At 34.8% G+C, this 20,731-nt stretch carries 20 protein-coding genes; 16 read left to right on the forward strand and 4 right to left on the reverse strand.

From position 1 onward, the window contains the following. Positions 1-42: 42 nt before the first annotated feature. Positions 43-2,277 carry a DNA internalization-related competence protein ComEC/Rec2 gene (locus tag MWH25_RS04245; protein ID WP_248626209.1) on the forward strand — a complete coding sequence of 745 codons (2,235 nt, stop codon included), beginning with the start codon at positions 43-45 and terminating at the stop codon, positions 2,275-2,277. A 79-nt stretch (positions 2,278-2,356) separates the two neighbouring features. On the opposite strand, the gene MWH25_RS04250 is transcribed toward MWH25_RS04245, so the two are convergent. The 4 genes from MWH25_RS04250 to rpsT form a co-directional block, all read right to left on the reverse strand. Beyond that, positions 2,357-3,094 (reverse strand): CAP domain-containing protein, encoded by a 738-nt coding sequence (locus tag MWH25_RS04250; RefSeq protein WP_248626211.1) that lies wholly within the window; start codon positions 3,092-3,094, stop codon positions 2,357-2,359. Positions 3,095-3,165: 71 nt separating this feature from the next. Continuing rightward, positions 3,166-3,519, reverse strand: coding sequence for an alpha/beta-type small acid-soluble spore protein (locus MWH25_RS04255; protein WP_248626213.1), 354 nt, complete (start codon positions 3,517-3,519; stop codon positions 3,166-3,168). 33 nt (positions 3,520-3,552) lie between these two features. Next, on the reverse strand, positions 3,553-3,834 hold the full coding sequence (locus MWH25_RS04260) for an alpha/beta-type small acid-soluble spore protein (protein ID WP_248626215.1): 282 nt from the start codon (positions 3,832-3,834) through the stop codon (positions 3,553-3,555). 287 nt (positions 3,835-4,121) lie between these two features. After that, positions 4,122-4,388 carry a 30S ribosomal protein S20 gene (rpsT, locus tag MWH25_RS04265; protein ID WP_248626217.1) on the reverse strand — a complete coding sequence of 89 codons (267 nt, stop codon included), beginning with the start codon at positions 4,386-4,388 and terminating at the stop codon, positions 4,122-4,124. A gap of 390 nt (positions 4,389-4,778) precedes the next feature. Here rpsT and MWH25_RS04270 point away from each other — a divergent pair, with 390 nt between their 5' ends. The 15 genes from MWH25_RS04270 to yqfC all read left to right on the forward strand — a co-directional run bounded on the left by MWH25_RS04270 (position 4,779) and on the right by yqfC (position 20,723). After that, a complete protein-coding gene (locus MWH25_RS04270) occupies positions 4,779-5,114 on the forward strand; it encodes a phage holin family protein (RefSeq protein ID WP_248626219.1) in 336 nt (111 codons plus the stop codon). A gap of 24 nt (positions 5,115-5,138) precedes the next feature. Beyond that, positions 5,139-6,119: a GPR endopeptidase gene (gene gpr, locus MWH25_RS04275; protein ID WP_248626221.1), complete on the forward strand. Its 981-nt coding sequence runs from the start codon at positions 5,139-5,141 to the stop codon at positions 6,117-6,119. A gap of 242 nt (positions 6,120-6,361) precedes the next feature. Continuing rightward, positions 6,362-7,537 (forward strand): stage II sporulation protein P, encoded by a 1,176-nt coding sequence (gene spoIIP, locus MWH25_RS04280; RefSeq protein WP_248626223.1) that lies wholly within the window; start codon positions 6,362-6,364, stop codon positions 7,535-7,537. 137 nt (positions 7,538-7,674) lie between these two features. Then, positions 7,675-9,477 carry a translation elongation factor 4 gene (lepA, locus tag MWH25_RS04285; protein ID WP_248626225.1) on the forward strand — a complete coding sequence of 601 codons (1,803 nt, stop codon included), beginning with the start codon at positions 7,675-7,677 and terminating at the stop codon, positions 9,475-9,477. Positions 9,478-9,489: 12 nt separating this feature from the next. Beyond that, positions 9,490-10,626 (forward strand): radical SAM family heme chaperone HemW, encoded by a 1,137-nt coding sequence (gene hemW, locus MWH25_RS04290; protein WP_248626227.1) that lies wholly within the window; start codon positions 9,490-9,492, stop codon positions 10,624-10,626. Positions 10,627-10,808: 182 nt separating this feature from the next. Then, positions 10,809-11,837, forward strand: coding sequence for a heat-inducible transcriptional repressor HrcA (gene hrcA / locus MWH25_RS04295; RefSeq protein WP_248626269.1), 1,029 nt, complete (start codon positions 10,809-10,811; stop codon positions 11,835-11,837). Positions 11,838-11,857: 20 nt separating this feature from the next. Then, positions 11,858-12,454, forward strand: a complete 597-nt coding sequence (gene grpE, locus MWH25_RS04300) for a nucleotide exchange factor GrpE (protein WP_248626271.1) — start codon at positions 11,858-11,860, stop codon at positions 12,452-12,454. Between the two features lie 235 nt (positions 12,455-12,689). Beyond that, the gene (gene dnaK, locus MWH25_RS04305; protein WP_248626229.1) at positions 12,690-14,552 is read left to right on the forward strand and encodes a molecular chaperone DnaK; all 1,863 of its coding nucleotides are present in this window, start codon (positions 12,690-12,692) and stop codon (positions 14,550-14,552) included. 321 nt (positions 14,553-14,873) lie between these two features. Beyond that, a complete protein-coding gene (gene dnaJ / locus MWH25_RS04310; protein WP_248626231.1) occupies positions 14,874-16,001 on the forward strand; it encodes a molecular chaperone DnaJ in 1,128 nt (375 codons plus the stop codon). A gap of 15 nt (positions 16,002-16,016) precedes the next feature. Beyond that, entirely contained in the window at positions 16,017-16,898 is an 882-nt protein-coding gene (prmA, locus tag MWH25_RS04315) for a 50S ribosomal protein L11 methyltransferase (protein WP_248626233.1), read from the forward strand. Between the two features lie 289 nt (positions 16,899-17,187). Next, positions 17,188-17,925, forward strand: coding sequence for a 16S rRNA (uracil(1498)-N(3))-methyltransferase (locus MWH25_RS04320; RefSeq protein ID WP_248626235.1), 738 nt, complete (start codon positions 17,188-17,190; stop codon positions 17,923-17,925). Positions 17,926-18,127: 202 nt separating this feature from the next. After that, on the forward strand, positions 18,128-19,426 hold the full coding sequence (gene mtaB / locus MWH25_RS04325) for a tRNA (N(6)-L-threonylcarbamoyladenosine(37)-C(2))-methylthiotransferase MtaB (RefSeq protein WP_248626237.1): 1,299 nt from the start codon (positions 18,128-18,130) through the stop codon (positions 19,424-19,426). 31 nt (positions 19,427-19,457) lie between these two features. Continuing rightward, positions 19,458-19,802, forward strand: coding sequence for a histidine triad nucleotide-binding protein (locus tag MWH25_RS04330; RefSeq protein ID WP_248626239.1), 345 nt, complete (start codon positions 19,458-19,460; stop codon positions 19,800-19,802). A 27-nt stretch (positions 19,803-19,829) separates the two neighbouring features. Beyond that, the gene (locus MWH25_RS04335; RefSeq protein ID WP_248626241.1) at positions 19,830-20,273 is read left to right on the forward strand and encodes a GatB/YqeY domain-containing protein; all 444 of its coding nucleotides are present in this window, start codon (positions 19,830-19,832) and stop codon (positions 20,271-20,273) included. Between the two features lie 171 nt (positions 20,274-20,444). After that, positions 20,445-20,723 carry a sporulation protein YqfC gene (yqfC, locus tag MWH25_RS04340; RefSeq protein ID WP_248626243.1) on the forward strand — a complete coding sequence of 93 codons (279 nt, stop codon included), beginning with the start codon at positions 20,445-20,447 and terminating at the stop codon, positions 20,721-20,723. Positions 20,724-20,731 lie beyond the last annotated feature (8 nt).

Genomic DNA, 20,731 nt, shown 5'->3' on the forward strand with positions numbered 1-20,731 from the left:
TTGGTTTGTGCTTATTATGTGGGGACCAATTCTGAGATATTATTGCTAAGTAAAATTTTAGTTGTTTTTTTATTTTTTATCTTTGTTATTTTAGCTCATCGGCGTTCTGTTAAGTTAAAGATTATTGGTTGGCTATTAATTTTTTTAATGGGGATAATTTATTTAGGAAGTATTGAGTTGGCTTGGCAGGATGAGGCTTTAGAAGAGGTAGTAGGAGAAAGAGTAGAGATTGAAGGACGAATTGTAGAAGTAGAAGAGACCTATCAAGGAATGAGGTATCTTTTAACCGATTTGCAGGTAGCTGAGTTTGATTTAACTAGTCAGCAAAAAGTCTTACTCTTTGATTGGACTGCTGCTGAAGAGCAATTGAATTACGGGGATCTAGTTAAGGTTAATACTGAATTGGAGTTGGCCCCTCGCAAGAGAAATCCTGGTGGTTTTTCTTATCAAAATTATCTTAAAAGAAATGGAATTTATGCTTTAGGTCATATTAACTCTAGTTCTCAAGTGAAGCGGATTGGAAGAAGAGCAAATTTCTTTTTAGAACAAGTCTTTAATTTAAGAGTAAAAATTACTCAATTGTTGGATAGTCATTTTTCTAACCCCAATAATTATATTTTACAAGCGTTGTTATTAGGAAATAAGTCTTTATTGCCACCGGAGGTTGAGAATGATTTTAGGGAAGTAGGATTAAGCCATTTATTGGTCATTTCTGGGTTTCATATTGGATTACTCAGTTATATAATTTATTTTATCTGTCAAAAATTGAAATTATCTGAAAAGATTACTTTGATTTTAAATCTTCTAGTATTAGGTAGTTATTTATTACTTACCGGTTGGCAATTACCAGCTTTGCGTGCTGTTATCTTGATTAGTTTAGTTTTATGGGGTAAACTCCTGAATCGCAAGATAGATATCTATAATTTATTGGCGGGAGTAGCATTAATTATCTTATTAATCAATCCTTGGAGTCTATTTACAGTCAGTTTTCAACTATCTTTTGGGGCAGTAATAGCTATCAGTTATTTGACTCCTCTTATCAGTTCTAAGCTTCCCTTCTTTTTAAAGGTTAACAATTTGTTAGCAGCATCTATAGCGGCTCAGATTGGTTTATTACCTATTTTGGTTTATTATTTCAATCAAATTTCGGTAATAAGTGTATTAGCAAACCTATTATTAACGCCATTGATTACAAGTATACTGTGGCTTGGTCTCTTTTTTTTAGTGGTAGTAGTTATTTGGAGTACTGGAGGAATTATAGTAGCTAGTCTTATTGAGGTTTTATTGGATTTGAGTCAGATTTTAGTTGGGTTGTTAGTTGATAATTTATGGACGACAGTTTCAATTGGCAGACCTGCTTTAATTACAGTTGTTATTTATTATTTCTTGATCTATTATCTAGCTAAGTGCTTAAAATCAACTTCATTCTCTATTGAACGATTTGGAAATAAAAGAAAGTTAATTGTCAGTCTGAGTTTGATCTTGATTTTGCTCTTTCAATTTGGTTTTAATAATCATCAACAGCTTAAGATTATTTTTTTTGATGTTGGGCAAGGGGATGCCATTTATTTAAGCTTACCGACTGGTAAGAGGATATTGGTCGATGCAGGAGAGGAAGGAATAGAAATAAAAAACTATTTGAGAAGTAGAGGAATTAGGAGCTTAGATTTGATCTTGATCTCTCATTTTCATTGGGATCATGCTGGTGGAGTAAAACCATTAATTAAAAATTTTGCTATCGATCAAGTCTTTTATCCTCCTAATATTCAAAAGAATGAATTAGAGATTAGAGTCAGAGAAAAGTTAGAACGAAATAAGATTAAACATGCCCAATTAGTTGCGGGTGATGAGATTAGAGCGTTGCCTTTAGAAGTTGAGGTTTTAGGGCCAACCTTTCCGTTGCTAGAAGAGAGTGAAGCAAATAATAATTCTTTGGTCTTAAAGGCGATCTATAATCAATTCGAGCTATTATTGACTGGAGATATAGAAAAGGAAGCTGAAAGAAGGTTAGTCAAGCAAGGTGCTGATTTGGAAAGTCTTGTATTGAAGGTAGCTCATCATGGGAGTATCAGCTCTAGTATCGAAGAGTTTATTGAACAGGTCAAGCCTGAACTAGCAGTTATTCAGGTTGGAGATAATAATTATGGTCATCCCCATCCAACAGTAATTGAGCGATTTGAAGAAAGAGGAACTAAAGTACTAAGAAATGATCAAGATGGAGCGATTATTATTAAAACAGATGGTCAACGCTATAACTATCAAACTTTTTTAGATTGAATCAATTAAACCCTGTCTATAGACAGGGTTTAATTCTTTTAAGGTTTTACTTAAACTTATCCTTAGACTTAAGCTCAATTTATGGTCTAATAAACATCTGCGTCCAATAGGTTTCTCCATCTCCATTTTGAGCATAGCCAACACCGATATCGGTAAATTCCTGACTTAAAATATTTCTTCTGTGACCTGGTGAATCCATCCAACTTCTAACGACTTGTGCAGGACTTCTTTGACCCTTTGCAATATTTTCTCCTGCTGCTCTAAATTCAACATTATATTGTTCTAACATATCAAAAGGGGAGCCATAAGTTGGAGATTGATGGCTAAAATAATTATTATCCCTCATATCTTCAGATTTTCTACGGGCTACCTGTGATACTTGTTGGTTATGCTGATAAGGCTCTAGTCCCTTTCTTTCTCTTTCAACATTAACTAATTCCACCACTTCTGCTTCATAAGCAGCAATATTACCATCTTCTACTGGTGGTTCTCTTTCGGTTGGTTCTTCTTCGACTTCTTCTTCAGGTGGTAGCACTTCTTCTTCAGTTACTGCTTCATCTTCAGTATCTTCAGCGTCTGGTGGGAGGTAGACTCTATTGCCAGGATGAACTAGATCGGGATCTTCAAAATGATCATTTTCTCGTAATAAACTCCTAAAATTAGTTCGATGTCTTCTTGAAATTTGCCATAAACTATCTCCTCGTTGGACGATACATAACTTTTGCCCTTCATGCTCCTGTCTTGCAGTCGCAAATTCTAAATTAAAAGAAAGTAAGCCAAATAAAATCAGACTGAAAACAATAAGCTTTTTTTTCATTTATTAGCCTCCTGAATTATAATAAGCGGTGCTTTAAAGCACCGCTTATTATATTTTTTTTAGTTGTTAAATTATCCTTGTGGTTCGAATTTACCAGCTTTTTGACTTAGGTTATAATTGTTTTGATTCTGTCCATTAGTAGCTTGAGCTCCATTTGTTGCAGTAGCTCCATTTTGATTAGTAGTAGCTTGTGCTTGTGGAGCACTTCCATTACCATTAGCCAATTGATTTTCATATTGTTCAACCATCTGTTTAACCATCTGTCCCCCAACAGATCCACACTCACGAGAAGTGATATTACCCCAATAGCCAGATTTATACTCATCAGAAACATTCAACTCTTGTGCAGCCTCTAATTTAAACTTATCAAGTGCTTGTCTAGCCATTGGATTAACTAATCGATTGCTATTGTTACGAATACTCATTTATTTCATCTCCTTTTATAATTATTAGTTTAATTATTGATTATTATTTTGATTCTGTCCATCAGTAGCTTGAGTTGTATTTGTAGCTTGTGGAGCTCCATTACCATTAGCCAATTGATTTTCATATTGCTCAACCATTTCCTTAACCATATGCCCACCAACAGATCCACACTCACGAGAAGTGATATTACCCCAATAGCCAGATTTATACTCATCAGAAACATTTAACTCTTGTGCAGCCTCTAATTTGAACTTGTCAAGTGCTTGTTTAGCCATAGGATTAACTAATCTATTATTATTGTTGCGAATGCTCATCTCTTTCACCTCCTTATTTATCTTGTACTTCTAGTTTGTTGCGTTAGGATTTAATTCATACTAGAAACTTTTAGAATGATTATTAAAGTCTGAGATTAATGAAATTAAAGCTAATTAATTTAAAATTTTAGAAAAAAGTTTATTTTAATCTTAATCTGATTGTTTAATATTTTTGATTTTATAATATAATGGTTTAGTTTTTACTTAAACTTAGACTTAGCCTTAGTATTTAAAATAAGAAAAGAGGTGCCATCTGATATCAGATAACACCTCTTAATTAATCTAACTTAGGCAGTTAATTTATTGAATTTTCTATCTAACTTAGACTTTTTGCGTGCAGCAGTATTTTTATGGAACAGACCTTTATTAGTAAATTTATCAATAGTCTTTTTAGCTTCTTTCAGTTTCTCTTCAGCCAATTCTACATTACCAGCTGTTACTGCTTCTTCAAATTCTTTAATATCAATTTTAACTTTTTCTTTTCGCTGACGGTTACGCTTAGTCTTTTTTTCAGTAACTCTAACTCTCTTCTTTGCAGATTTAGAAGTTGGCATTTCGGTCACCTCCTTATTAAACTATGTATATTGATTTAATTATCATCCTCTTTGCTAAGCATATAAATTGTATCATACAATTATTTAAAACGCAAGATTAAGATTAGAATTTAAGAATTTAATTTGTATAATTAAGTTATACGCGTTAATTTAAGCAAGTTTTTGGTAATAAATCTTCAGTTTATAGTTGATAATTGAGAGTTGAAGATCAAGTCCATAAATTCGAAGGTTTTGAAGGTTTTTAACTATCAATTATCAATTGAAGTTAATCTATATATCAATAAAAAATAAGATAATTAGCAAATCATGTATTAAACATCAATTACTGTTAATGAATAGAGAAAATAAAACTGGTTATGATAACTATAACTAAAAAGGAGGAGATAAAATATGGTAGGCTGGGTAGGAGCAATTGTTAGATTAATTGTATCTGCTTTTGTATTATTAGGAATAGGATTTTTGCTGCCAGGAGTAGAAGTAATTGGGTTTACTAATGCCTTAATTGCTGCTGTTGTAATTGCTCTTATAGGATATTTACTGGAAAGTGTGTTGGGAGAAGATATATCTCCCCAAGGTCGAGGAATAATTGGATTTATTACAGCTGCTATTGTAATTTATGCTACTCAATATCTAGTAGCAGGTATGTCAGTGACTGTAATTGGAGCCCTTTTAGCAGCACTAGCAATTGGAATTATCGACGCTTTCGTACCAACTCAATTACGATAAGAAGCTTAAAAAGGAGTTGATTAAATGGAGAATTTAGCAGCATTAACAGATTTAGCAGTTGAATCTAGGAATATAGCTATAGAGAGGACAGGGGGAGAGATATCTGGAGTTACGCTTGATGAAACTGAAATTGATCATGCTAAAATTACCAGAGTTGAAGTTTTGAATGAACAAGCTGGTCAACAGATAGGAAAGTCTCCTGGTAATTATATTACAATAGAATCTGGAGATTTTCGATCTGGGGATCGCCAAATTCATGAGTATCTTAGTGGGGTGGTGGCTGATGAGCTCAATAATATTATAGACTTTTCCTCACTTGGTCAAAAAAGTGGCGGAGAATCAATTTTAGTAATCGGTTTAGGAAATTGGAATACAACACCAGATGCTCTAGGGCCAAGGGTCTCTCATCACTTATTAGTTACTCGCCACTTATATGATGATACACCCCAAGAGTCGAGAGAAGGAATGAGGTCTGTCTGTTCATTAGCTCCAGGTGTTTTAGGATTAACAGGAATTGAAACAGCTGAAATTATTCGAGGGGTAGTTGATCGAGTTCATCCGCAATTAATAATTGCCATTGATTCGTTAGCTGCTAGAGAAAGCTCGAGGTTAGCTTCAACAATTCAAATTAGTGATACAGGGATTTATCCTGGTTCTGGATTAGGAAAGCAGAGAATTGGAATTACTGAACAAGATATGGGAGTTCCAGTAATTGCAATGGGGATGCCTACAGTAATTAATTCAGTTAATATAGTTAATGATACTATTAATCAATTGGCAAATAATCAAAATGTTGCTGCTGAAGTGCAACAGATGATTCAGCAAACTAATGTTTCTGAACAATTAATCGAACAGGTTTTACAGCCGTTTTTAGGAGATTTGATAGTTACGCCTAAAGGAATTGATAAGCTGATCGGTGATATTAGCAGAGTGATAGCAGGAGGTATCAATGTAGCCTTACATCCCGATGTTAAAGCAGAGGATGTATCATTATATTTACAATAAAGCTTATAGATTTAAGATAGCTCTAACCTTAGCTAAGGTTAGAGCTATCTTTTTGTAATCGATTTTTAAATACTCATTATTAAGTATTCAATATTAAATGCTTTGTTTAAAGGTTATAAATTTATTCTAAAGCACATAAATTTTTTATAGTTAAAGAAATTATTACTAGATGTTTTAGATGATTGAAAGTTGCTAGAAAGCAACTTTATTTTAGTGATGATTCAAAATAGGAAGTGGTATTTATGTTCAAGAATCGTTCTAATTTTTTAATTAGTATACTTATACTCTATGCTATTTTATTATTAATTTTTGGAACACTAATAATTAATAAATATAATTTTTCAGTTAAGAGGATACCATTAGAAGATTTTTTAAAGGAGAGTAATTTAGTCTCTTATTTGGTTGATTTAGTATATTTAGATGATTTGCATTCAAAGCTTGTTTTAAAGAAAGGTTTTCCAATCGTTAGAGTCAGTTCAAATCTAGTTTTAGAAGAAGGTACAGTATCTAAAACTGATCTTGCTTTTAATTTTATGGTAGGGTTGCCTCCTTCTTTTTTTAGTAAAGGAGAGGAGCAAGAAGAGAACAGAGAGGTCAGCTCATCTAATTTAGCAGAGATAGATAATGAACAAGAGAAGCTAGAAGCAGAAAGTAGCCATCAGAATGAGCGAGTTGAAATAAAACTTTCCAATCAAGATCCAATAGCACAAGATAAGGAGCCAAAAGCACAAAATTTATTAGAATATTTAAAGGAGCTAGAAGATGAAAGAGAAGAAGATATTGCTTTTGATAAAGAACAAGAATTTACTACTTCAGTTGTAGGAATTTATCATACTCATACAGCAGAAAATTATGAAGAACCGGCCAATGATTTTCGGGCCCAACCAGGTGAAAGAGGGGATGTTGTAGTAGTAGGGAAGCGTTTAACTGAAGTGTTGGAGAATAATTATGATATTCCTGTTGCCCATTCAACTGAGGTTCATGATCGAACCTATGCTAGATCATATATCAGAGCTTTAGAAACAGGAGAGGAGATGGTAGAAGATAATCCTGAATTAAAGATGTTATTTGATATTCATCGTGATGCCATTCCTAATGCTACTAAAGATTTAACAACAACTACAATTGATGGAGAGAAAGTAGCTAAGATTATGATTGTTGTAACCAATGATAATTATGGTCTTTCTCATCCTGAGTGGCAAAAAAACTTTGACTTTGCTAAACGGTTGGCCCAGCAGATGGAAAAGAAGTATCCTGGCTTATTAAGGGAAGTTAAGTTGATCGATAATCGTAGATACAATCAACATATCCATCCACATGCTTTATTATTGGAGGTAGGAGGAACCCAAAATACCCTTGGGGAAGCGAAAAGATCAATTGATTTATTTGCAGATGTAATTGCCAAGATGATTGAATAAGGGATTTAGGACAAAATTTGCTATCTTGATTAATAATAAGTGGAGTGTTATAATTATATAATGAATTCATTCCCGTTAACTTAAGATGATTTTTGCTATTATAGGGGTTTGGAGATTAGAAAATAAGGAGGGTCAGGATGGGTACAGTTAACCAAGAGAATGTCAGAAATTTTTCGATTATTGCACATATTGATCATGGAAAATCTACTTTAGCGGATAGATTATTGGAGTTTACAGGAACTATATCGGAACGGGAGATGGAAGAACAGTTATTAGATACGATGGATTTAGAAAGGGAACGAGGGATTACTATTAAGGCACAAGCAGTGAGGATGAGCTATCAAGCTGATGATGGAGAGGAATATATTTTAAATTTAATAGATACTCCTGGACATGTTGACTTTTCGTATGAAGTATCTAGAAGTTTAGCTGCTTGTGAGGGAGCTTTATTAGTTATAGATGCTGCCCAAGGGATTGAAGCTCAAACTTTAGCCAATATTTACATGGCGTTAGAGAATGATTTGGAATTAATCCCTGTCATTAATAAGATCGATCTGCCTAATGCTAATCCAGATAAGGTTAAGGAAGAGTTGATTGATATTGGAATTGATCCTGATGAAGCAATTCTAACCAGTGCTATTGAAGGAATAGGTATTAAAGATGTATTAGAAGCAGTTGTTGATAGAGTACCTCTACCTTCTGGAGAAGAGGACGAGCCATTAAAAGCATTGATCTTTGATTCTTTATATGATCCTTATCGAGGAGTTATTTCTTATTATAGAGTGGTTGATGGAGTGATTAAACCAGGCATGGAGATTAAGATGATGGCTACTGATACAGTTTTTGAGGTTGGTGAAGTAGGTACTTTCAGTCCTCAAATGAAGAAGGCAGAGCAATTATCAACAGGAGAGGTAGGGTATGTAGCAGCAAGTATTAAGGATGTCAAGAATGCTCAAGTTGGAGATACTATTACTGATGCTAATAATCCTACTGCAAAACCTTTGCCAGGTTATCAGCCTGCTAAGCCGATGGTCTTTTGTGGTTTGTATCCAGTAGATGGGAAAGACTATGATCTATTACGGGATGCTTTAGAGAAGTTACAGCTTAATGATGCCTCTTTGACTTTTGAAGCAGAGACTTCTGAGGCTTTAGGTTTTGGTTATCGGACTGGATTTTTAGGACTACTGCATATGGAGATTATCCAAGAGAGATTGGAGCGGGAATATGATCTAGATTTAGTGACTACTGCTCCAAGTGTAATTTATAAGGTACATCACGAGAATGGGGAAGTTTTGAAAGTTGAAAATCCAGCCAATATGCCTGACAAGCATCAGATTGAAAAGATTGAGGAACCGATTGTGGAGGCTCAGCTCTTATTGCCAGAAGAGTATGTTGGAGCAGCAATGGAGTTGGCCCAAGATAAACGGGGACAATTCAAGAATATGGAGTATCTAGATCAGGTTAGAGTAAAATTAACTTATGATCTTCCTCTAAGTGAAATTGTCCTTGATTTCTTTGATAAATTAAAGTCTAATACTAGAGGTTATGCTACTTTTGATTATGAATTTAAGGGTTATCAAGAGGCAGATTTGGTTAAATTAAATATTTTGGTTAATAAGGAATCAGTTGATGCTCTATCTTGTATAGTTCATCGTGACTTTGCTTATGAAATTGGACGTGAGTTGACTAAGAAGTTAAAGGAGAATATTCCTGAGCAGATGTTTAAGGTACCGGTACAGGCTGCTATTGGTAATGATATTATTGCTCGTCAGACAATCAGGGCCAAGCGTAAGGACGTACTTCAAAAATGTTATGGGGGAGATGTTTCGCGAAAGAAGAAGTTGCTTAAAAAGCAAAAAGAGGGTAAGAAGAGAATGAAACAGGTCGGTAGTGTTGACATTCCACAAGAAGCATTTATGTCAGTGCTAGAGATAGATTAAGGAGTCTATGTAATGAACAAATTTGCTCTGTATATTCATATACCTTTTTGTAGTTTTAAATGTTATTATTGTGATTTTAATTCAGTTAAATTTAAAGAAAGTTTAGTGGAACAATTTTTACAAGCTTTACAGCAAGAAATAAAATTAATAGCCAATAAATATACTCCTGTAATCAGGAGTATATTTATTGGTGGTGGGACGCCCAGTATTTTATCTGGGAAGCAGTTAGTTAGAATCTTAAATCAATGTGAGCAAGAATTTGACTGTCAATCTGAAATTGAGATTACTGTTGAGGCTAACCCTGAAACAGTAACTGCTCAGAAACTAAAATTATTGAAAAAAGGTGGAGTTAATAGGTTGAGTTTTGGGGTGCAGTCTTTTGATGATCAGTTGTTGAAAAAGTTGGGTAGAAGGCATACGGTTCAAGAAGTAATTGCAGCCTTTAATTTAGCACGAGAGATAGGATTTTCTAATCTTAACTTTGATTTAATGTTTGCTCTGCCTGACCAATCTCTAACAGATTGGGAGAAGACCTTAGTTCAAGCTTGTCAGCTTGGTCCTGAACATTTAGCTACTTATAATTTAAAGATTGAAGAGGGAACAGTCTTTGCTCAGCAATTACAGCAAGGAAAGATAGATTATTGTGAACAAGAATTGGATTTAGCGATGTATCAAAAGACGTTACAATTATTAGCAGAAGAAGGATATCAACAGTATGAGATCTCTAATTTTGCCCGACAAGGAGCAGAATCTGTTCACAATCAGATCTACTGGAAGAATGAGCCTTATTTGGCTCTTGGCCCAGGAGCACATTTTTGTGATGGATGGGGGCGTGGTTATAATCTAGCAGAGATTGAGCAGTATTGCCAACAGCTTGAAGAAGATCAATTGCCATGGGCTGATCATCAGAAGTTGAGTCGGTTAGAAAAGATAGAAGAGACTATGATCTTAGGTTTGAGGTTGAAGGAAGGAATATCATTAATTGAATTTAAGGAAAAATATCAAACTTCTGTTTTTGATTTATATCAGAAAGAGCTTGATGATTTATTAGTACAAGGTTTGATTAAATTTAAAGCTGATAGAATGTCATTGACTGAGCAAGGTCTCTTGTTAGCTAATCAGGTATTAGCCAATTTTATTTTGAGTTAATTATAGGTTTTATCTATAGGAGTATAGTACTGATTCTAGGAGTAAAATCTAGCTAACTTAAAGTAATCAAAAATTATTCTGTTTGACAAATGATCAAGGAAATGATATTTTAATTATAACATACTATTAGCACTCGATAGCTTCGAGTGCTAATACAAAAGGGGGTGATGGTTGTGCTGGAGATGACGGAGAGGAAAAAGAAGATTTTAAAGGTCATCATTAATGAATATGTGACTACAGCTGAGCCAATAGGTTCTCGAACATTGGCCCGTAAGTATGATTTTGGAGTCAGTTCGGCGACAATCAGAAATGAAATGGCTGACTTAGAAGAAGCAGGTTATTTAGAGCAGCCCCATCGCTCTGCTGGGAGAGTACCATCGGATAAAGGATACAGATTTTATGTTGATGCTTTGATGAATTTAAAGAAGGTTTCCAAGCAGAAAATGAAATTAATTGAGGAAAAATATTCATCTAGAAAAGATGGGATTCAAGAATTGATTCAACATACATCACAGATGTTGTCCGATTTAACAGAGTATACATCATTAGTATTAAGTCCTCAAATTAAAAAGAGTATCTTTCGTCACTTGCAATTAATTCCGATTGCAAGTAAGAAAATTCTAATAGTATTAGTTACAGATACAGGAGTGATTAGAAATAAAGTTATAGGCATTCCTGTAGCCATTGCTCCAGAAGAGTTAGAGAAGATATCACGTTTTTTAAATGAAAGGTTGTATGGTTTATCTTTACATCAGATTGATGATCAATTATTAGAGGAGATTAATAAGCAGCTTGTTAGTAGGTTTGATGTAGCTGAAAAATTAAAATTACTGAACAAGGAGATATTTGAGAATAATTTTTCTACATCTGGGAAAATATATTTGGGAGGCACTGCCTATATATTAGATCAGCCTGAATTTAGTGATATTAAAAAGTTGCGTACTGTATTAGAGATTTTGGAACAAAAGAAGTTATTACGTGATGTCTTAGCAAATTATGAAGGAAGTTCAGAGCTTAAAATACTAATAGGAAGTGAAAATAATTTTGAGGAAATTAAAGATTGTAGTATGGTAATTGCTACTTATCATTTAAATAATAGACCAATTGGAAAGATAGGAGTGTTAGGGCCAACTAGGATGGAATATTCTAGAGTAGTAGGTTCTGTTAAGTATGTGGCTGAAATCTTGAGTAATATTTTAACAAATCAATAATGAGGAAGTAGGTGATAGTGATGGGAGAGCAAGAAAAGAAGGAAGAACTTCAGCAGGAGCAAGTTGAGGAGGATGGAGTAGAGGATGGAGTAGAGGATGAAACTGCTGAAGAGGAAGTAGACTCTAAAGATGTAATTAAGAGTTTAGAAGAAGAAATTAAAGAATTGGAAGAAGAGGTAACCTCTGCTAAGGAGGAAAAAGAAAAATATTTAAAACGAGTCAAAAGGTTGAAGGCTGATTTTTCTAATTATAAAAAGAGAATGACTAAGGAACAAGAGAAGATAGTCAGCAACGCTAACAAAGAGCTTATCTTAGACTTGTTACCTGTAATTGATAATTTTGAGCGCGCTTTAGTAAGCTCTAAGAATAGTGATGATTCTTCTGATGTATTGCAGGGAGTAGAAATGATCTATAAGCAACTTCTTAAAGTGCTAACTACTAATGATATTGAAGAGATTGAAGCAATCGGAGAAGAGTTTGATCCTAATTACCACGAAGCGGTGGGTAGGGTAGAGAGCGAAGAATATGATTCTGGAATAGTTGTAGATGAAATGCAGAAAGGTTACTTATTTAAAGGAGCGTTACTTAGACCAGCAATGGTTAGAGTAGCAGAATAAAGTAAAAATAATGCAATTGCTTGGTCTAGGAATATTAATAATAGTAATCAAATTACAACCAACACAACTAGGGTGGATTTTTACCCTAGGTGGGTTAGAGTAGTAGAATAAATGAAAATAAAGCAATTACATATAGCAAGATATAACCTTGGTTAAATAATTGTAAGTTAATTGAGGTGTCAAGAGATTGATAAAAATATATAATATGATGTTAGTATAAGGAGGATGATGGAAAATGGGAAAAATAATTGGTATTGATTTAGGAACAACTAACTCTTGTGTTGCAGTTATAGAAGGTGGAGAACCAAAGGTTATTCCTAATAAACAAGGGGCAAGAACGACTCCTTCAGTTGTAGGTTATTCTAAAAAAGGTGAGAGATTGGTTGGAGAACCTGCTAAACGGCAGGCAATTACTAATCCTGAGCAAACAGTACAATCTATTAAAAGGCATATGGGAGAAGATTATACAGTAGAATTAGATGGTAAGGATCGAACTCCGCAAGAAGTTTCTGCTATGATTCTGCAGGATTTAAAAAGTTATGCTGAAGATTACTTAGGGGAAAAGGTCGAGAAAGCTGTAATTACGGTTCCTGCTTACTTTAGTGATGCTCAGCGACAAGCTACTAAGGATGCTGGAAAAATTGCAGGATTAGAAGTAGCACGAATTATTAATGAGCCGACTGCAGCTTCTTTAGCTTATGGTTTAGATGATGATAAAGATCAAACAGTTTTGGTTTATGATCTTGGTGGAGGTACTTTTGATGTTTCTATTTTAGAACTTGGTGGTGGCGTATTTGAAGTAGTTGCTACTCATGGTGATAATAAACTTGGTGGAGATGATTTTGACGAAAAGATTATTAATTATCTTGCTCAAGAGTTTGAAAAGAAACATGGAATTGATCTAAGGAAAGATGAGATGTCTTTACAACGTCTAAAGGATGCAGCAGAAAAAGCTAAGATAGAATTATCTGGTGTAGCGACAACAAATGTCAACTTACCATATATTACTCAGACTGAAGAAGGACCAAAGCACTTAGATATAGATATTACAAGATCGGAGTTTGAAAAGATGATCTCGGGGTTGATTGACCAGACAATAAAAGCAACTCAGCGTTCATTAAACGATGCAGGCTTGTCTAAGTCTGAAATTGACCAAGTCTTATTAGTTGGTGGTTCTACTCGAGTTCCAGCAGTACAAGAAGCAGTTAAAAATAAGATCGGTAAAGTTCCTAATAAAGGAATTAATCCAGATGAATGTGTAGCGATGGGTGCTGCTATTCAAGGTGGAGTTTTAAATGATGAAGTTGATGATATAGTCTTATTAGATGTGACTCCATTATCTTTAGGAATTGAAACAATGGGAGGAGTATTCACTAAGTTAATTGCTCGTAATACTACAATCCCAACTGAAAAGAGTAAGATCTTCTCTACTGCTGCTGATAATCAAACAACGGTTGATATTCATGTCTTACAGGGAGAAAGAGAGATGGCCAAAGATAATAAAACGCTTGGCAGATTCCAATTGACAGATATTCCACCTGCACCACGGGGAGTACCTCAAATTGAGGTAGCCTTCAAGATAGATGACAATGGTATTGTTCATGTTTCTGCTACAGATAAAGGAACAGGAAATGAACAGGATATTACAATCAAATCTGAGACAGGATTATCAGATGAAGAAATTGAAGAGATGGTTAAAGAAGCAGAAGAGCATGCAGAGGAAGATCAGAAGAAGAAGGAAGCTGTTGAAACAGTGACCAGTGCAGATAGCTTAGTACATCAGGTTGAAAAGACGTTAGAAGAAGCTGGTGAACAAGTCGATCAATCTGTAGTAGGTGAGATTGAAACGGCTAAGGAGGCATTGGAAGATGTATTAGAGGATGTTAATCTACATGATATTGATCCGGAGGAAATTAATGTTGAGCAGATTAAAGAAAAGCAAGAAGCATTAAGTCAAAAGCTACATGAGTTAACAACTCAAATGTATCAACAAGCAGAGCAAGCTCAGCAAGGAGCAGAAACTACTGGAACTCAACAACAGGATGATGGCGATGATGTAGTAGATGTTGATTATGAAGAGGTTGATGATCAAGAATAAAACTAATGCAAATTAGTTTAGAAGTAGTAGAGTAGAGTCAAAGCCAAAAATTTTGGCTTTGACTCTGTTTTTATGACCAATTATGAATACTCTCAGCTAAAAGAGAATATTGTAAGACAAAATATTTAGTCGTAGGATGCTTTGCAACTATTGATGGTTTAAGTGTTTGTGTTTTTATGATTTTGAACTCAATTGTAAATTGTAAATTGTAAATTGTACACTAAGACGAGGGTGCGAAGAAACTCAGTTATTTGCGAAGTATTGTAATAGCAAGCTTAGATTTAGCTGAGAGTACTGACTATTTGAAGGGCGGTGAGTGAAATGGCTAAGAAAGATTACTATGAACTATTGGGTGTCGATCGCAATGCTGATAAGAAAGAGATTAAGAAGGCATATCGGAAATTAGCTAAAAAATATCATCCAGATGTAAGTGATCATCCTAATGCTGAAGAAAAGTTTAAAGAGGTTGCAGAAGCATATGAAGTTTTAAGTGATAAAGAAAAGAGAGCTCGATATGATCAATTTGGTCATGCAGGTGTAGATCAAGATGGAGGGTTTGGTCAAGGAGGCTTCAGTGGTCAAGGTGGATTTGGTGGTTTTGATGATATCTTTGATATGTTTTTTGGGGGCGGTAGAGGACGTAGTCGTAAAAATGCTCCTCGCAAAGGAGCAGATTTGAAATATAATCTGACTGTTGAATTTGAAGAAGCTGTTTTTGGAGCAGAAAAAGAGATAACTATTCCTCGGACAGAAGAGTGTTCTAGTTGTAATGGTTCTGGAGCTCAAAGTAGTGAAGATGTAGAAAGTTGTGCTAAGTGTAATGGGACAGGTGAAATTAAGTTTAAGCAGAATACTCCATTTGGTCAGATGGTTCAGACAAGTACTTGTGATCGTTGTAATGGAACTGGGAAGTTTATCAATAATCCATGTTCTGATTGTAATGGGCAAGGTGAAGTAAAGAAACGAAGAAAAGTAACAGTTAATATTCCGGCTGGTGTTAATGATGGTTCTCGACTGAGAATGTCAGGAGAAGGTGAGTCAGGTAAGAATGGTGGACCTAATGGTGATTTATATATTGTAATTAATGTCAAACCTCATAAAATCTTTGAAAGAAAAGGTGATGAGATAATCTGTGAAGTTCCTATTAGCTTTGTGCAAGCTACTTTGGGAGATGAAATTAAAGTTCCAACTTTAGATGGTCGGGTTAAGTTTGAAATTCCTGAAGGAACCCAACCTGAAACTTCTTTTAGGTTAAAAGGTAAAGGAGTCCCTCATTTAAATAGAAGAGGGCGTGGAGATCAGCATATTAAAGTTAAGGTTGTAATTCCTGAACAGTTAGATCGAGATCAGAAAGAATTATTGCAAAAATTTGCTGATATGAGTGGGGAAGAGATAAATCCTGAACAGAAGGGGTTTTTGCAAAAAATTAAAGATGCTTTTGGCATGTAAAGTGAGGTAATTAAGATGGAATGGAAAGAATTAGAGATCAGCACGACTTATCAAGCATTTGCAGCGATTATTAATCTGTTAGATGAATTTGGGATTGAAAGCATCTTTAAGGAAGTGTTATCTCAAGAGGATGAAGATGAAATTTTGGTTAAGGCTTATTGTAAGGATGACTCTTTTTCTACCGAACAGCTTGCTGAATTAAAAACCAAGATTGCTAATTTAAAAGAGTATGATTTAGATGTTGGTAGTGGTAAACTAAGGGTAAGTGAATTGCAGGAAGAGGATTGGGCTAATAACTGGAAAGAAAACTTTAAGCCATTTAAGGTGACTGATCAGATTGTAATTAAACCAACTTGGGAGGACTATCAAGCCAGTACAGATGAGATCATAATTGAGGTTGATCCTGGGCAGGCTTTTGGAACGGGCCAACATGAGACGACTACTTCCTGTTTAGAAATGATTGAAAAACATCTTAAAACTGGAGCGAGTTGTTTAGATGTTGGAACAGGAACGGGGATTTTAGCTATTGCTGCTGCTAAGTTAGAAGCTAATGTTACTGTGGGAATTGATATTTCCCCAGTAGCTATTACAGCTGCTCAAGAAAATGCTGAGTTGAATCAAGTAGCAGATGAGATAGAGTTTTTAGAAGGTGATTTAGTTAAAGTCGTGGATCGAAGTTATGATTTGGTAATTTGTAATATTTTACCTCATATAATCTTAGATTTGATTCCTGATTTAAAACAGGTACTCAAGTCCAGCGGAAAGTTTATTTTGTCTGGAATTGTTGAAGAGAAACTAGATGAAATCAAGGAAAGATTAGCAGAGTATCAATTTAAAGTTGAGCAAGTAGTGCAGAAGAATGAATGGGTAACGGTTGTTGGGAGTACTAGTTATTAGTAACTAGTAACTGGTAAAAATTAAAAGTTTATTATAATAATGTGGCACTTTTGTGCCACATATTGAGTTGACAGTTTACGGTGGATACGGTTTTTGTGATTTTCACGAAGGGTCTTGATAAAGACCCGTAGGTACAGTTTACAGTTAAAATTCAAAACATTAAAGACAAAGACTTCTGAAATGCTTTATATCTAAGGTTTTAGAGTGGTTTTGATCTTATAATTTTAAGGGCTTTAACTGTCAACCGTCAACTGTAAACTGTACACTGTAATACGCGGGAGAGGATAAAATGCATCATTTTTTTGTAGAACCTAGTGCTATGACTGATGGACAAGTGACCATTACTGGACAGGATGTTAGGCATATTACTCGTTCTTTAAGGTTAGATTCCGGAGATAAGATAAGTGTTGCTGATGGGGCAGGGAAGAAATATATAGTAGAGTTAACTGAATTGACAGAACAATTTGTGAAAGGAAAGGTACAACAAGATTTTGTAGCTGATGTAGAGCCTGCTACTAAAGTGACTTTGGTTCAAGGTTTACCCAAGAGTAAAAAGATGGATTTGATTGCTCAAAAGACGACTGAGCTAGGTATTGAGCAGATTATACCTGTCGAGACAGAGCGAAGTATCGTTAAATTAAAGCCCAGTAAAGCTAAGCGGCGGCAAAAAAGATGGCAGAAGATAGCTAAGGAAGCAGCTAAGCAATCTGGTAGAGCTAAGATTCCAGAAGTTAAAGAGTTGACTGATTTTGAAGAGATGCTTTCTTTAGCTGTTGAATATGATCTTGCTCTAATACCGTGGGAAGAAGAAGAAGCAAGTTTAAAAGAGGTTATTGTAGGCAATAATAAAGTGGAGCAAGTAATGATTGTAATTGGCCCGGAAGGTGGTTTTAGTAAACAAGAGGTAGAACGGGCCAAAGAAGCAGGGATTAAGTCTGTCAGTTTGGGGTCACGTATCTTAAGGACTGAAACTGCAGGATTGGCTACTTTATCAATGTTATTATATCAAACTGGAGATTTGGGATAAGTTATAATTTACAGTTTACAATTTATAATTTACAATTAAAGATCAAAAATAAGGTCAACTACTTTAATAATTTAAAAATCGAAAGGGTTAGGTAAAAAAGTTGAATTTAGCTTTTATAGAAGTTGAATTTGCATTTTAGGGTCTTAATTGTACACTGTACATTGTAAATTGTTAATTGATTGTAACTGATTGGAGGTATTTTATGAAGCGGGTTGCTTTTTATACATTAGGATGTAAGGTCAATCGCTATGATACCGAGGCGATGATTGCTCAGTTTGAGGAAGCAGGTTATCAGATTGTTGATTTTGAGCAACAGGCCGCTATTTACATAATTAATACATGTACTGTAACTAAGCAAGGAGCGAGTAAATCACGTAAGATAACTCGGCGAGCTAAGCGTAGAAATCCTGATGCTTTAGTTGCAGTTGTTGGTTGTTATCCTCAGGTAGATCCTGAGCAAGTATTGGAGATAGCAGAGGTCGATTTAGTAGTAGGTACTAAAGGTCGGAGTAAGATTTTAGAGTTTGTTGAACAAGCTATTAATTCGAAGGATCAACTTAACTTTGTCCAAGAGATGAATGAGGGAGAAGATTTTGAAGAGGCTCCAATTCAAAACTTTACTGAACGAACTAGAGCGACAATTAAGATTCAAGAAGGTTGTAATCAGTTCTGTTCTTATTGTATTATTCCTTATGCTAGGGGTTCATTACGGAGTAGAGAATTAGAAGATGTAATGGCTGAAGTTGAGCGGCTAGCTAAGCATGGTTTTAAAGAAGTTGTCTTGACAGGAATTCATTTAGGAGAATACGGAGCTGATAAAGAGAATTTAGATTTGGTCAAGTTAATTAAAGAACTACTACCGATAACTGGTCTGGAACGGATTCGACTCAGTTCAATTGAAGGAACTGAGGTTAGCCAAGAGTTGATTCAGTTAATTGCTGAAGCGGATAAATTATGCCGTCATCTTCATTTACCGTTACAAAGTGGTTCTGATAAGATATTAACAGCTATGAATCGTCCTTATCAGGTGACTGATTTTAAGGAAATGGTTGCTAGAATAAGAGCTCAGGTACCAGAGATTGCAATTACAACAGATGTCATTGTAGGATTTCCAGGAGAGAGTGAAGCTGACTTTGAAGAAACCTATCAATTGATGAAAAAACTTAAATTTAGTGATGCTCATATCTTTAAGTACTCTAAGCGGGAAGGTACTCCTGCTGCCAGCTTTGAAGAGCAGGTTCATTCTAAAGTCAAGAAGAAACGGAGCAAGAAGTTGAGGGGATTGACAGCAGAGTTGGCCCTTAATTATCAACAACAATTTATTGATCAGAGATTAAAAGTTTTATTAGAAGAGAGTCCTGATTATAAGACTGGACTATTGACAGGGTTGACTGATAATTACTTACGGGTTTTTGTTGATGGAACAGATGACTTAGCTGGTCAATTAGTTGAAGTAAAGTTGAAGGAAAAAGAAGGAAGATTGATTGGTAGTTTAGAATAACAATATTAAAAACTGGAAAGGAGGTAGAAGGATGGAAGATTGTATTTTTTGTCAGATGATTGCTGGAGAAATGGATAGTGAGATTGTTTATGAGGATGAAGAAGTAATTGCTTTCAAGGATATTGAGCCACAAGCTCCAGTCCATTTTTTAATTATACCTAAAAAACATATTCCTACTTTATTGGATTTGCAAGAAGGGGACAAAGAATTAGTAGGTCATATTTATCAAGTAGCTGCTCAGCTTGCTCAACAAGAAGGAATTGCAGAAGATGGATTTCGAATAGTTTCTAATTGTAAGGAAGCTGGTGGACAGACAGTTTATCATATTCACTATCATCTATTAGGAGGGCGTAATTTGCAATGGCCTCCAGGATAAAATCAAGTTGACTAGGAGGAAATTAAAATGTCATTACATGAAAGGTTAGTAGAAGAGATGAAATCTGCTATGAAAGATAAAGATAAGCAGAGATTGTCTGTAATCAGAATGGCCCGAGCAGCAATTAAAGATCAAGAGATTAATCAACGCAAAGAATTGACTGACCAAGAGATAGTTGAAGTATTAGCTAAATTGGTTAAACAGAATAAAGAATCATTAGTTGAGTATGAAAAAGCTGAACAGGAAGAAAGGGTAGAAGAGATTAAGCGAGAGATTGATATTTTGCAAGAATATCTTCCTGAACAGTTGACTGAAGAAGAGTTAGAAGAGTTGATAGATGAAGTGATTGCTGAGGTTGGTGCTCAAGATATGAGTGATATGGGCCAAGTAATGGGAGCGATTATGCCTCAAGTAAAAGGGAAAGCTGATGGAAATGTAATCAACAAATTAGTACGGGAGCGTCTAGGATAGAATAGCGAAGAAAAGGATCTGTTATGCTGTTTGGCATAACGGGTCTTTTTTTGTTTAAATCTTTTAAAGATTTTTAATTGTAAATTGGATATTGTAAACTGTACATTGAATTCAGTAATTAATAATCACCTCTTTACATATATTTATAAAGTAAATCGAGGAGGAATTTATATGGGAAGGAAAGAAAAAACCAAAACTAAACTCACAGAAATGTTTAACCTTCCTAAAGATGTTATTTTGAATTTTCCTAGGCTGGTATTGGTAGGCAATTTGGAGTTATTAATTGAAAATCATAGAGGAATTATTTACTATACCCCCGAATTGATTAAGATTAGGATTTATCATGGTCTATTGTTGGTTGCAGGTAAAGGATTAATAATTGAAGAGTTGCAGAAGGATGATCTTATAATTAATGGAGAGATAAATGATTTGAGTTTTGAGTTAGATTAAGGAGGAAG

Source organism: Natroniella acetigena, assembly GCF_023227745.1.
Lineage (GTDB): Bacteria > Bacillota > Halanaerobiia > Halobacteroidales > Halobacteroidaceae > Natroniella > Natroniella acetigena.

Excerpts from the sequence above, each read along its gene's own strand:
- MWH25_RS04250 (WP_248626211.1), bottom strand. The coding sequence starts at position 3,094 with ATGAAAAAAAAGCTTATTGTTTTCAGTCTGATTTTATTTGGCTTACTT.
- MWH25_RS04255 (WP_248626213.1), bottom strand. The coding sequence starts at position 3,519 with ATGAGTATTCGTAACAATAGCAATCGATTAGTTAATCCAATGGCTAGA.
- MWH25_RS04260 (WP_248626215.1), bottom strand. The coding sequence starts at position 3,834 with ATGAGCATTCGCAACAATAATAATAGATTAGTTAATCCTATGGCTAAA.
- rpsT (WP_248626217.1), bottom strand. The coding sequence starts at position 4,388 with ATGCCAACTTCTAAATCTGCAAAGAAGAGAGTTAGAGTTACTGAAAAA.
- MWH25_RS04270 (WP_248626219.1), top strand. The coding sequence starts at position 4,779 with ATGGTAGGCTGGGTAGGAGCAATTGTTAGATTAATTGTATCTGCTTTT.
- gpr (WP_248626221.1), top strand. The coding sequence starts at position 5,139 with ATGGAGAATTTAGCAGCATTAACAGATTTAGCAGTTGAATCTAGGAAT.
- spoIIP (WP_248626223.1), top strand. The coding sequence starts at position 6,362 with ATGTTCAAGAATCGTTCTAATTTTTTAATTAGTATACTTATACTCTAT.
- lepA (WP_248626225.1), top strand. The coding sequence starts at position 7,675 with ATGGGTACAGTTAACCAAGAGAATGTCAGAAATTTTTCGATTATTGCA.
- hemW (WP_248626227.1), top strand. The coding sequence starts at position 9,490 with ATGAACAAATTTGCTCTGTATATTCATATACCTTTTTGTAGTTTTAAA.
- hrcA (WP_248626269.1), top strand. The coding sequence starts at position 10,809 with ATGACGGAGAGGAAAAAGAAGATTTTAAAGGTCATCATTAATGAATAT.
- grpE (WP_248626271.1), top strand. The coding sequence starts at position 11,858 with ATGGGAGAGCAAGAAAAGAAGGAAGAACTTCAGCAGGAGCAAGTTGAG.
- dnaK (WP_248626229.1), top strand. The coding sequence starts at position 12,690 with ATGGGAAAAATAATTGGTATTGATTTAGGAACAACTAACTCTTGTGTT.
- dnaJ (WP_248626231.1), top strand. The coding sequence starts at position 14,874 with ATGGCTAAGAAAGATTACTATGAACTATTGGGTGTCGATCGCAATGCT.
- prmA (WP_248626233.1), top strand. The coding sequence starts at position 16,017 with ATGGAATGGAAAGAATTAGAGATCAGCACGACTTATCAAGCATTTGCA.
- MWH25_RS04320 (WP_248626235.1), top strand. The coding sequence starts at position 17,188 with ATGCATCATTTTTTTGTAGAACCTAGTGCTATGACTGATGGACAAGTG.
- mtaB (WP_248626237.1), top strand. The coding sequence starts at position 18,128 with ATGAAGCGGGTTGCTTTTTATACATTAGGATGTAAGGTCAATCGCTAT.
- MWH25_RS04330 (WP_248626239.1), top strand. The coding sequence starts at position 19,458 with ATGGAAGATTGTATTTTTTGTCAGATGATTGCTGGAGAAATGGATAGT.
- MWH25_RS04335 (WP_248626241.1), top strand. The coding sequence starts at position 19,830 with ATGTCATTACATGAAAGGTTAGTAGAAGAGATGAAATCTGCTATGAAA.
- yqfC (WP_248626243.1), top strand. The coding sequence starts at position 20,445 with ATGGGAAGGAAAGAAAAAACCAAAACTAAACTCACAGAAATGTTTAAC.